The sequence below is a fragment of the Hydrogenoanaerobacterium saccharovorans genome, from assembly GCF_016901815.1.
Lineage (GTDB): Bacteria > Bacillota > Clostridia > Oscillospirales > Ruminococcaceae > Avimicrobium > Avimicrobium caecorum.
Genome location: NZ_JACSNR010000004.1, coordinates 57,309 through 70,232, shown reverse-complemented (window position 1 = coordinate 70,232; position 12,924 = coordinate 57,309). Strand labels below are relative to the sequence as shown.

Below are 12,924 nucleotides of genomic sequence, written 5' to 3'. Positions count from 1 at the left end.
AATGGATTTTCTCTTTGTGACCGGTATGTCCGGGGCAGGCAAGACGGTGGCGGTGAATGAGCTGGAGGATATGGGCTACTTCTGCGTGGACAATATCCCATCCGGCCTGATCGGCGCTTTTGCACGCCTGTGCGAGCAGTCGCCGGTGGGCGGACGCATTGCCCTGGTGACCGACTTCCGCAGCGGAGAACAGTTTGCCCGGTTCCCGGAGGCGCTGGATCAGCTCACCGCCGAGGGACATACCTACCGTATCCTGATGCTGGAGGCGGAGGACAGCGTGATCCTGCGCCGGTACAAGGAGAACCGCCGGCGGCATCCGCTGCTGGAGGAGGGAAGCGCCGGTCTGGAAGCGGCCATCCGCACCGAGCGGAAGCTCCTGGAGCCGCTCCGTCTGCGGGCGGATTACCGCATTGATACGAGCTTTATCACCATAGCACAGCTCCGGGAGCGGGTGGAACAGCTCTTCGGGGACGACAGCGGCAAGATGATCGTCACCTGCATGTCCTTTGGATATAAGTACGGCATTCCGGCTGAAACCGACCTGCTCTTTGATGTGCGCTGCCTGCCCAATCCGTTCTATGTCCCGGAACTCCGGGAGCATACCGGCCTGGAACAGGCAGTCCAGGAGTATGTGCTGGCTGGGGAGACCTCCCAGGGACTGGTACAGCGTCTGGACAGTCTGCTGGACTATCTGCTGCCGCTCTATCTGGCAGAGGGCAAGTGCAGCCTGGTGATCGGGTTCGGCTGTACCGGTGGCCGGCACCGGTCGGTGACCTTTGCCGAGCTGTTCCGGGAGCGTCTGGCCCGGAAGGGATACCGGGTCTCGGTGAGCCACCGGGACGTGAACCGCAGCCGCTGAAAGGAGGAGAACTGCCATGGCGTTTGCCAGTGAAGTGCGGACCGAGATCCTGGAAAATCTCACCCTCCGCAAGAAATTCAGAAGGGCGCAGGGATATGGCCTGCTGCTCTGTTCCAAGCATTTTGACGCCGGGGAGATCTCGATGACCACCGAGCGGCAGGAGATCGCCCAGCTCTACCGGGCTACCCTCCGGGATATTCTCGGCAAGGGCTGTGAGGAGATCCCCATCACCCGCACCGGCATGGGAAATGCCACCCGGCACTATGCGGTGGCGCTGTCCCATCCGGCTTCCCGCCAGAAGGTGTTGGAGTATTTCGGACAGCAGGGGGATCAGATCAACGCGGAGATGATCGCCCGGGAAGGGGAGGCAGCGGCCTTTCTCAGCGGTGCCTACCTGGCCTGCGGATCGGTGACCGACCCGGAGAAGAACTACCTGCTGGAATTTACCGTCTACCGGGCGGGATTGGTGGAGCCGCTGGCGGCACTGCTGGAACAGGTGGTGGGAATGCCCAAGTTCCAGCTTCGCCGGGACCAGGCGGTACTGTACTACCGGGAAAGTGAGAACATTGAAGACGCCCTCACCGCCGCGGGCGCACCCAAGTCAGCCATGGAGCTGATGGAGGTGAAGATCGTGCGGGATATGCGCAACAAGGTCAACCGGGTGACCAACTGCGAAACGGCGAATATCGACAAGACGGTGACTGCTTCGGCCCGGCAGATTGCGGATATTGAATATCTGATCCTGTCGCTGGGGCTGGAGGGCCTGCCGGAAGAGCTGCGGGAAGTGGCAGTGAAGCGGATGGAGAATCCGGAGCTTTCGCTGCGGGAATTGCTGGGGACACTCAGCGAACCGCTGTCCCGGTCGGGGCTCAACCACCGCCTGAGCCGTCTGAGCCGCATGGCGGAGGAACTGCGCACCCGGAACGCAGACTGATTCTACAGAAAGGAAGGTGCCGTATGGAACGATTTGTGCATCTGCATGTCCACAGTGAATACAGCCTGCTGGACGGCGCCTGCCGGATCGACCGGCTGGTGGAAAAGGTCAAGGCGCTGGGGCAGCCGGCAGTGGCTGTCACCGACCATGGTGTCATGTACGGCGCCATTGAATTTTATCACGCTGCCAAGAAGGCGGGAATCAAGCCGATCATCGGCTGTGAGGTGTATGTGGCGCCCCGGACCCGGTTTGATAAACAGCACCGGGTGGATTCCTCGCCTTACCACATGGTGCTGCTCTGCGAGAATGAGGAGGGCTATCAGAACCTCATCAAACTGGTGTCGGCAGCCTATATCGAGGGCTTCTACAACAAGCCCCGGGTGGACAATGACCTGCTCCGGCAGCACCACAAGGGACTGATCTGCCTGTCAGCCTGTCTGGCGGGACGGATTCCCCGGATGCTCTCCGCCGGCGACTATGCCGCAGCGGATCAGGCGGTCAAGGAGTATGTGGACATCTTCGGCAGGGAGAACTTCTTCATTGAGCTGCAGAACCACGGCATCGAGGAACAGAAGCGCATCCTGCCCCAGCTCATCAAGCTGGCCCGGGAGAATGAGGTGGGATTGGTCGCCACCAACGACGCCCACTACATCAACCGGGAGGACAGCGCCACCCAGAGCATTCTGGTCTGCATCCAGACCGGCCGGACGGTGAATGATCCCAGCGATCTGGAATTCCAGACCGACCAGTTCTATATCAAGAGCCTGGAGGAGATGCGCCAAGCCATTCCCGATGTGGACGAGGCCTTTGAAAATACCGTGCGCATTGCCGAGCGGTGCAATGTGGAATTTGAGTTCGGCAAGACCAAGCTGCCCTACTTCGCGGCGCCGGACGGCGAGGATAACCTTTCCTACTTCCGGCGTATGAGCTATGAGGGCATGCATCGGCTGTACGGGGAAAACCCCGATCCTTCGGTGACCGAGCGGCTGGAATATGAGCTGGGGGTCATCACCCAGATGGGCTATGTGGACTACTATCTCATTGTCCATGACTTCATCGCCTACGCCAAGAGCAAGGGAATCCCGGTGGGACCCGGGCGGGGCAGCGGTGCGGGCAGTCTGGTGGCCTACTGCATCGGCATCACTGGCATCGACCCGCTGCGCTATAATCTGCTGTTTGAGCGGTTCCTCAACCCCGAGCGGGTGAGCATGCCCGACTTTGATATTGACTTCTGCTATGTGCGCCGGCAGGAGGTCATCGACTATGTGGTGCAGAAGTACGGCTCCGACCATGTGGCGCAGATCATCACCTTTGGTACCATGGCGGCCCGTGCGGCAGTGCGGGACGTGGGACGGGCTCTGGCGCTCGGGTATCAGAATGTTGACACTGTGGCAAAGCTGATCCCCAATGAACTGGGCATGACCATCGACAAGGCGCTTTCCGCGGTGCCGGAGCTCAAGAAGAGCTATGAGAGCGATGAGAATGTCAGAAGGCTCATCGATGTGTCCCGGGCGCTGGAGGGGATGCCACGGCATGCCTCCACCCATGCGGCAGGCGTGGTGATCACCCGGGAGCCGGCGGATACCTATGTACCTCTCCAGAAGAACGATGAGGCCATTGTGACCCAGTATCCCATGACCACACTGGAGGAGCTGGGTCTGCTCAAGATGGACTTCCTGGGCCTGCGCAATCTGACGGTGATCCATGATGCCGAGGAGATGATCCGCCAGACCGTGCCGGATTTTGATATGGAAGCAGTTCCCATGGACGATGCTGCCACCTTCAAAATGCTCGGCGAGGGACACGCATTCGGCGTATTCCAGTTTGAATCGGCGGGCATGCGCAATGTCATCACCCAGCTGGGCCCGGAGTCCATTGAGGACCTTATTGCCGTGATCTCGCTCTACCGGCCCGGCCCGATGGAGTCGATTCCCCGGTATATTCGAAACCGGCACAATCCCCAGCTGGTAACCTACAAGACCCCGGAGCTGCGCCCAATTCTGGATGTGACCTATGGCTGTATTGTGTACCAGGAGCAGGTCATGCAGATCTGCCGGCAGCTGGCGGGCTATTCCTATGGACGGGCGGACTTGGTGCGCCGGGCCATGGCAAAGAAAAAGCATGATGTCATGGAAAAGGAGCGGGAGAGCTTCCTGGACGGCGCGGAACAGAACGGCATCGACCGGAAGATCGCCAATGAGATCTTTGACGAGATGAGCTCCTTTGCGTCCTATGCCTTCAATAAATCCCATGCGGCAGCCTATGCGGTGCTGGCCTACCGGACAGCTTATCTCAAATGCCACTATCCCCGGGAGTATATGGCGGCGCTGCTCACCAGTGTGCTGGACAATACCTCCAAGCTCACTGAGTACATCGGCGAGTGCCGGCGGCTGGGTATCGAAGTACTGCCGCCGTCGGTGTTTGAGAGCCAGGCGGGCTTCTCGGTAAGCGGGGACAAGATCCGGTTCGGCCTTGCCGCCATCAAGAATATCGGTGACGCAGTGATCCGGTACCTGGTGGAGGAACGGGAACGCCGTCCTTTCTCGGATCTCATGGACTTCTGCACCCGGATGCGCCAGGGCGACCTCAATAAGCGGGTGATGGAAGGGCTCATCAAGAGCGGCGCCCTGGACGGCTTCGGGTTCCGGCGCCGGCAGCTCCTGCTGGGCTATGAAGCTCTCCTGGAGAGCATCGACAAGGAGAACCGCCAGAACCTGTCCGGACAGATCAACCTCTTTGACCTGTCGGACGAGCCGGTGTCGGTGGGGAAGATCCTGCCCGAGGTGGAGGAGTTCGATCTTTTCCAGCTCCTGCAGCTGGAAAAGGAGTCCACCGGTGTCTATCTCACCGGGCATCCGCTCTCCAAGTACCGCAAGGTCATCGAGCGCCGCCGTCTGCCGGAGATCTCCTCCTTCAGCGATGAAGAGGGCCACCGGCTGGATAACCGTACCGTTACACTGGTGGCGCTGGTGGCAGTCAAAAAGCTCAAGATCACCAAGCAGAACGATACCATGGCCTTTATCACTCTGGAGGATATGACCGGCTCGATGGAGATGCTGGTTTTTCCCAAGGTGCTGGCGCTCTATTCCGCCCTGCTGCGGGAGGGCGAGGCTGTGGCAGTCACCGGGCGGCTGAGCACCCGGGAGGACGAGGAACCCAAGCTCATCTGTGAGAAGGTGGCCCACCCGGAGGAGCTCTTCACTCCGGAGGAGGCCGCCGGACGCTCGGCTGCGGGCAAACGCACCGGGCTGTTCCTGCTCTGCCCGGCGATGGAGGACCCCAGGACGGCGGAGGTACGGGAGCTGTTGGCAGCATTTCCGGGTAAAACGCCGGTTTACTTCCGGTTCCGGGACAGCGGCAAACTGCTGCTTGCCCCCAAAAATCTCTGGACCGACATCTCCGAGCCGGTGCTGCGCCGGCTGCGTACTGTCCTGGGAGAGGACTGCGTGGTCTACCGCCCATAGCGGGCTCTATATCTGCAAATCACAGAAACGGCGGTGTTCCGGCTGAATCCGGGACGCTGCCGTTTTTTCATTCTCCGGCAGGTCTGCGGCATAAGCAGACCGGAGCGGTCCATATTATAGGGGTAGCTGACAGGCTGCTTTTTTGGAATTTGGGCAGGGAGAGTGTGTGAATTATGTATCGTTTCGGCGATTTTACATCAAGAGCCAATACAGCCATCAATCTGGCGATCAAAATCTCCGGGGAACTGGGGCATACCTATGTGGGAAGCGAACATCTGCTCTGGGGGCTTTGCGGCGAGGGCAGCGGCGTTGCCTACTGCGCCCTGCAGGCCCGGCATGTGTCCGCGGGGCAGCTCAGTGAACTGCTGGTGCGCACTATCGGACGCGGGAGCCCGGTAAGCCTCACCCCGGATGACCTCACCCCCAGGAGCCGGCGCATCCTGGAACGGGCAGCGCAGCAGGCCCGGAAGAACGGCTGCGCGCTGGCTGGCACCGAGCATATCCTGGCTTCCATCCTGGCGGAGCGGGAGAGCTTTGCGGTGCGTTTTCTGGAGGAGATCGGGGTCAATGAGCGGGAGCTGCTGCGCACTGTCACCGATACGCTGGAGGGGGACGCCATGCAGCAAACATCGGAATACCGCACCCAGCGTGGATCTGCCCGGTCAGCCCGGACGCCCATTCTGGATAAGTATTCCCGGGACCTCACTGAGCTGGCAGCTGCCGGGAAGATTGATCCCGTGATCGGGAGGGAGGCGGAACTGGAGCGGGTGATGCGCATTCTCTGCCGCCGCACCAAGAACAATCCCTGCCTGATCGGTGAGGCGGGTGTGGGCAAGACCGCCATTGTGGAAGCCCTTGCCCGGAAGATCGCCGCCGGGGAGGTTCCGGACGGGCTGCGGGGCAAGCGGCTGGTATCGCTGGATCTCACTTCGATGGTGGCAGGCACCAAATACCGGGGAGATTTTGAGGACCGGGTGAAGAATGTGCTGGCGGAGGTGACCGCTGCCGGGAATGTGCTGCTCTTTATCGATGAGATCCACAATATTGTAGGCGTGGGCGCGGCCGAGGGAGCCATCGACGCCGCCAATATCCTCAAGCCGCCGCTGTCCCGGGGAGAACTGCAGGTGATCGGCGCCACCACCCTGGACGAGTACCACCGCCATATTGAAACCGACAGCGCCCTGGAGCGCCGGTTCCAGACGGTGTTGGTGGAGGAGCCGGACGAGGAATATGCCGTGCGCATCCTCGCCGGACTGCGGGAGCGCTATGAAGCCCATCACAAGGTGCGCATCCCAGATGAGTCCATCCAGACGGCGGTGCGGCTGTCTGCCCGGTATATCGGCGACCGTCTGCTGCCGGACAAGGCGCTGGATCTGCTGGATGAAGCCGCCAGCAAGGTGAGCCTGGCAGCCTTTGAGGCGCCGGAACAGCAGGAGTCGATGGAGGACCAGCTCAAGCGGCTGCTGGAGGAGAAAAACTCCGCTGTGACCCGGCAGGACTATGAGACGGCGGCGGTGCTCCGGGACGAGGAGGCACGGCTGCGGGCGGAGATGGAACTGGAAAGCCCTGAGACCGATCCCCGTCCCAAGGTGACCCCGGATGATGTGGCGGAGATCGTTTCCTCGGCATCGGGGATCGATGTCAAGAAGCTGGACGCCGAGGAGAGCCAGCGGCTGGCGCATCTGGAGGAAGCGCTTCATCAGAGCGTCATCGGACAGGAGGAGGCGGTGCGCCTGGTGGCTGCCGCAGTGCGCCGGGGTCGGGTAGGGATCGCCGACCCGGGCCGCCCCATGGGCTCCTTCCTGTTCCTGGGGCCCACCGGCGTGGGCAAGACCGAGCTCTGCCGGGCTTTGGCACGGGAGCTGTTCGGCACCGAAAAGGCCCTGATCCGGCTGGATATGTCCGAGTATATGGAAAAGCACACCGTCTCCCGGCTGGTGGGGTCGCCGCCTGGCTATGTGGGGTATGAGGAGGGCGGACAGCTCACCGAGCGGGTGCGCCGCCGTCCCTGGTGCGTGCTGCTCTTTGATGAGATGGAGAAGGCCCACCCCGATGTCTACGATCTGCTGCTCCAGGTGCTGGGAGATGGCTTCCTCACCGACTCCTCCGGACGGAAGGTGAACTTCCGCAACACCATTGTGATCCTCACCTCCAATCTGGGGGCGAGGGAGATCAGTGACAGCACCCCTCTGGGCTTTGCCTCCGGGGAGCCGGGAGCGGAGCAGCGCCGGGCCGAGATCCGCCGGGCCGCCATGGCAGAGGTACGCCGCCAGCTCCGTCCGGAATTTCTCGGGCGGCTGGATCAGATCGTGGTGTTTGATGCCCTGGGGCGGGAGGAGCTCCGGCAGATCGCCGGGCATCAGCTCCAGGATCTGGCACGGCGGGTGCTGCCGCTGGGCTGTCATTTGGAATTTGACCCGTCGCTGGTGGATTCGCTCATTGACGAAAAGGCCTGCCGGTCCTATGGAGCCCGTCCGGTACTCAAAGCCATCCGGGAGAAGGTGGAGGACCCTCTGGCAGATGCCAGCCTTGCCGGAACACTACCGGAAGGTGAGGTGCTCTGCCGCCGGGAAAATGACCGCACCGTCTTTGAGAAAATCGGTTGATTTTTCCTTTCGGTTCTGCAATAATAGGGACTATGGGAAATGTGTTCCCGCGGCGGATGGAAGATCCGTCTTTCAAATCAGACCGGGAACTCTCCCGGAAGTGAAAGGAAGATCATAACGATGATTCAGGTAGGTGCAAGTTTCGAACTCAAGACCAAGGTAACCGAGCAGAATACCGCTCTGGCTGTGGGCAGCGGCGATGTGCCGGTATTTGCCACCCCCATGATGATGGCTCTGATGGAGGGAGCGGCAGCCCAGTGTCTGGCCCAGTTCCTGGAAGAGGGCAAGACCTCGGTAGGCGGCAATATTTCCAGCTCCCATGTATCGGCTACTCCGGTGGGCATGGAAGTGCGTGCGATTGCCACCATCACAGAAGTGGACGGCAAGAAGGTCAAGTTTGCCATCGAGGCATACGATGAAGCCGGTCTCATCGGCAAGGGCGATCACCTGCGCATCATCGTCACCCGGGACCGTTTCCTCCAGGGTGCTGCTGACAAGCTCCAGAAGTAACAGGCGTTTTTGCTGCAAAAGCGCTCTCTGTGCCCACAGACGGGACAGAGGACGCTTTTTTGTCTGTGTACAGGAGGGTTGGCGCCGCCTCTTGACGGATTCCGGTTAGAGGAATATAATAAGGCTGTCTGTGAAAAATTCAGCAAAAGGGTAATCGTCAAAAGGAGAGATCAAGTTGAGCGAGATTGAAAACTGCACCCATGACTGCAGTTCCTGCGGTGAAAACTGCCCCTCCCGCAATGGAGGAGCTCCGACCAGCTTTATTGAAAAGCCCCATGAGATGAGCAGCATCCGGAAGGTAATCGGTGTTGTCAGCGGCAAGGGCGGCGTAGGCAAGTCGATGGTGACTTCCATGCTGGCTGTTCTGGCAAACCGCCGCGGCTACAACAGCGCTGTACTGGACGCTGATGTAACCGGTCCGTCCATTCCCAAGGCATTCGGCATTCATGAGAGAGCCACTGGCGGCGAGTGGGGTATGTTCCCGGCTCGTTCCAAGATGGGCATTGAAGTGATGTCTGTGAATATGCTGCTGGAAAATGAGACCGACCCCGTGATCTGGCGCGGTCCGATCATTGCCGATGTGGTCAAGCAGTTCTGGACCACTGTAATCTGGAGCGATGTGGACTTCATGTTCGTGGATATGCCTCCAGGAACCGGTGATGTACCGCTGACTGTATTCCAGTCCATTCCGCTGGATGGCATCATCATTGTGGCTTCTCCCCAGGAGCTGGTATCGGTAATCGTGGAGAAGGCTGTTAACATGGCAAAGATGATGAATATCCCGATCCTGGGTCTGGTGGAGAACATGAGCTACCTGACCTGTCCGGACTGCGGCAAGCAGATCAAGCTGTTCGGCGAGAGCCATATCGATGAGATCGCTGAGAAGTACGGCGTACCGGTACTGGCAAAGATTCCGGTTGACCCGGCTCTGGCAAAGGCAGTGGATGCTGGTGCCGTAGAGCTGTTTGAGGGCGACTGGATGGACGGTGCTATGGACCGTCTGGAGACCCTGTAAGGAGGAACCTGTATGTCCGCTGAGATGGAGGAGAAGAAGATCCAGGCCGAGGAGGCTGTCAAGGCTCCGGAAAAGGACCCGGATCACTGGCGTGAGCCCGCTGCAGAACCCTACTGCAAGCTGGATTGTGCCAACTGTCCGCACCCCTGTCACTTCTGATTGGGGAGAGCGGCCGGCTTTCTGCAAACTGACGCGTGCCATCCGCTGGTTGGCGCGCGTTTTTGCGCATAAATACCCTTTGCAGAATCAGAATAAATGTGCTATACTAAACAAGTGGATTTTCCCGGTGGTGTCTGCCGCCGGAAAACAGGCTGTCCCGCTTCGGACGGGACCGGCATCGACTATCAGGAGGAAACTGTAATGGATATGGAAATGAGCATGGATATTATTGAGATGGCCCGTGACCTGGGCCGTGCGCTGCAGGCAGATGAGAAGTACCAGCGCTATGTGAATGCCACTCTGGAAAATGACAAGGACCAGGTGCTGCAGGATCTGATCGGCAAGTTCAACACCCTGCGGGTGGACATCAACCGTGAGATCTCCAAGTCTGAGAAGGATCAGGAGAAGATCGCCCGTCTGGACTCCGAGTTCAAGACCACCTATCGTCTGATCATGGAGCGTCCCGGCATGATGGAATACAATGCTGCCAAGAGCGACCTGGACGGTCTGGTACAGTTTATCAACCAGATCATCGTAGGCAGCGCCAACGGTCAGGACCCCGATAACATTCAGCAGTCCACTGGCTGCACCGGCAGCTGCTCGTCCTGCTCTGGCTGCGGCAACTGATCCGGCGTCAAGCAATAGAGTCTGACGGTTTTACCGTTATGTGGCGGCTTGGGACCACAGAATGACAGGGACCACAGCGGCCCTGCGCATTCCGGTTCCAGCCGCTTTTTATTATCGATTTCAGGAGGCAGACCATGGCCAAATTATCCCCGATGATGGAGCAGTATTTCCGCATCAAGGAACAGCATAAGGATCATATCCTCTTTTACCGTCTGGGCGACTTCTATGAGATGTTCTATGACGATGCCATTCTGGCGTCCAAGGAACTGGAACTGACCCTCACCGGACGGGACTGCGGTCAGGAGGAGCGTGCGCCCATGTGCGGCGTACCCTATCACAGCTGTGAAGGATATATCGCCCGGCTGATCAAAAAAGGATACAAAGTTGCCATCTGTGAGCAGATGGAGGACCCCCGGCTTGCCAAGGGCGTGGTCAAGCGGGAGGTGATCCGGGTTGTCACCCCGGGTACCCTGGTGGAGACCAGTATGCTCGATGAGGGACAGAATAACTTCATCGCCTCCATCTGTCCGGAGGGGGAGCAGTATGGCCTGGCAGTGGCGGATATTTCCACTGGTGAGATCCATGCCGCCCAGTTCACTGACCCCGATGACAGCACCCTCAAGAATGAACTGTCCCGGTTTGCCCCCAATGAGATCGTATTCCATCCGGCCTTCCTGGATAAGAAGGAGATGGCAGAGTTTATCCGCAACCGCCTCTCCTGCTGCGCTGAATGCCTGCGGGAGGAGCAGTATGACTTCTCCGAAGCCCAGCGCCGGGTGCTGGAACAGTTCGGCAAGAGCGACCTTTCGGAGCTTTCGCTGGATCAGCGCCCGCTGGCAGTACAGGCCATCGGCGGCCTGCTGGACTACCTCACCGAAACCCAGATGAACGGTGTGGATCGTCTGGTGTCGCTGGATCTGTACAGCGAAAGCCAGTTCATGGCGCTGGATCTCACTGCCCGGCGCAATCTGGAGCTCACCGAGACCATGCGCACCGGCGAAAAGAAGGGCACCCTTCTGTGGGTGCTGGACCGTACCCGCACTGCCATGGGCAAGCGCCTGATCCGCCAGTATGTGGAGCAGCCGCTGCTCAGCCCGGCAGTGATCGGACGGCGTCTGGATGCTGTGGACGAGCTCTATCAGGATACCATGCTCCGGGATACAGTCCGGGAGCGGCTGGGCGGCATCTATGATATGGAACGCCTGATGACCAAGATCGTGTTCGGCAACTGTACTCCCCGGGATGTGCGCACTTTCGGAGCGGCAATCGCTGCCCTTCCGGCGCTGCGCTCCTGCCTGGAGGGGACAAAGAGCCGCTTCCTCCGGGAGATCTATCAGGAGATGGATGAGCTCACCGACATAGCCGACCGCATCGGACGGGCCATTGTGGATGATCCGCCCATCACCCTGAAGGACGGTTTTGTGATCCGGGATGGGTACAGTGCCGAGCTGGACGAGGTCCGCAGCCTGGTGACCGGTTCCCGGGAGTACCTGGCGGGCATCGAGAGCCGGGAGCGGGAACGCACCGGCATCAAGAACCTGCGCATCGGCTATAACAAAGTCTTTGGCTATTACATAGAGGTGACCAAATCCAATCTGGAACTGGTTCCGGCGGACTATATCCGCAAGCAGACCCTCTCCACCGGCGAACGGTATATCACCGAGGAGCTCAAAGATCTGGAGGGGCGGATTCTCACTGCCAGTGAGAAGATGCTCACCATGGAAAGCGAGCTGTTCCGGGAGCTGCGGGAGTTCATCTCCGGGCACCTGTTCCGTATCCAGCGCACCGCAGGTGCTGTGGCCCGGCTGGATGTGTTTGCGTCCTTTGCGGAGTCTGCCATGCAGAACGGCTATGTCCGTCCCATGGTGGACCTCTCCGGCGTGATCCGCATCGAAGACGGACGGCATCCGGTGGTGGAACAGCTGCTGGACGGCGGTCAGTTTGTGGCGAATTCCCTCTACCTTGACCGGGGAGAGAACACCGTCGCCATTATCACCGGCCCGAATATGGCGGGTAAGTCCACCTATATGCGCCAGTGTGCCCTTATTGTGCTGATGGCGCAGATCGGCTGTTTTGTGCCGGCAAGAAGCGCGTCCATCGGCATTGTGGACGGCATCTATACCCGGGTGGGCGCCTCGGACGACCTGGCAACCGGTCAGTCCACCTTCATGGTGGAGATGAACGAGGTGGCGGACATTCTCAAGAATGCCACCCGGGACAGCCTGCTGATTCTCGATGAGATCGGGCGGGGCACTTCCACCTATGACGGCATGAGCATTGCCCGGGCCGTGATCGAGTATATCGCCGATAAGAAGAAGCTCGGCGCCAAGACGCTGTTTGCCACCCATTACCATGAGCTCACCGTGCTGGAGGACAGCATCGTGGGCATCCGCAACTTCAATATCGCCTGCCGGAAGCGGGGAGAGGAGATCATCTTCCTGCGCAAGATCGTTCCCGGCGGCGCGGACGAGAGCTACGGCATCGAGGTATCCAAGCTGGCGGGAATTCCGGATGAGATCATCCGCCGGGCGTTTGAGATCCTCGGGGCGCTGGAGTCGGGCAATCCGGTGAACGAGCGCCGGAGCCGTCAGCCCCGGAAGCCGGCAGCGGAGGACCAGCTCACCCTGGCAGCCTATGAAAAGAGCCCGGTGGAACGGGAGCTGGAAAAGATCGACGTGGACAGCCTGTCGCCCCGGGAGGCGCTGACCCGTCTGTATGAACTCAAGGCATTTCTGCGCAAGTAACGCGTG

The 12,924-nt window shown here is 59.9% G+C and carries 9 protein-coding genes; all 9 read left to right on the top strand.

All coding sequences use genetic code 11. From position 1 onward, the window contains the following. Position 1 precedes the first annotated feature (1 nt). Positions 2–859, top strand: a complete 858-nt coding sequence (gene rapZ, locus H9X81_RS04970; RefSeq protein WP_191392007.1) for an RNase adapter RapZ — start codon at positions 2–4, stop codon at positions 857–859. A gap of 16 nt (positions 860–875) precedes the next feature. Continuing rightward, positions 876–1,793 carry a DNA-binding protein WhiA gene (whiA, locus tag H9X81_RS04965; RefSeq protein ID WP_204720303.1) on the top strand — a complete coding sequence of 306 codons (918 nt, stop codon included), beginning with the start codon at positions 876–878 and terminating at the stop codon, positions 1,791–1,793. 23 nt (positions 1,794–1,816) lie between these two features. Continuing rightward, on the top strand, positions 1,817–5,257 hold the full coding sequence (locus H9X81_RS04960; RefSeq protein WP_204720300.1) for a DNA polymerase III subunit alpha: 3,441 nt from the start codon (positions 1,817–1,819) through the stop codon (positions 5,255–5,257). 173 nt (positions 5,258–5,430) lie between these two features. Continuing rightward, entirely contained in the window at positions 5,431–7,863 is a 2,433-nt protein-coding gene (locus tag H9X81_RS04955; RefSeq protein ID WP_204720298.1) for an ATP-dependent Clp protease ATP-binding subunit, read from the top strand. A 120-nt stretch (positions 7,864–7,983) separates the two neighbouring features. Next, the gene (locus H9X81_RS04950; RefSeq protein WP_204720296.1) at positions 7,984–8,373 is read left to right on the top strand and encodes a thioesterase family protein; all 390 of its coding nucleotides are present in this window, start codon (positions 7,984–7,986) and stop codon (positions 8,371–8,373) included. 184 nt (positions 8,374–8,557) lie between these two features. After that, entirely contained in the window at positions 8,558–9,388 is an 831-nt protein-coding gene (locus H9X81_RS04945) for a P-loop NTPase (RefSeq protein WP_204720465.1), read from the top strand. 12 nt (positions 9,389–9,400) lie between these two features. After that, on the top strand, positions 9,401–9,547 hold the full coding sequence (locus H9X81_RS04940; protein ID WP_177502411.1) for a hypothetical protein: 147 nt from the start codon (positions 9,401–9,403) through the stop codon (positions 9,545–9,547). Positions 9,548–9,661: 114 nt separating this feature from the next. Then, positions 9,662–10,174, top strand: a complete 513-nt coding sequence (locus H9X81_RS04935; RefSeq protein ID WP_345941525.1) for a YlbF family regulator — start codon at positions 9,662–9,664, stop codon at positions 10,172–10,174. 134 nt (positions 10,175–10,308) lie between these two features. Next, a complete protein-coding gene (mutS, locus tag H9X81_RS04930; RefSeq protein WP_177502412.1) occupies positions 10,309–12,918 on the top strand; it encodes a DNA mismatch repair protein MutS in 2,610 nt (869 codons plus the stop codon). Positions 12,919–12,924: the final 6 nt, after the last annotated feature.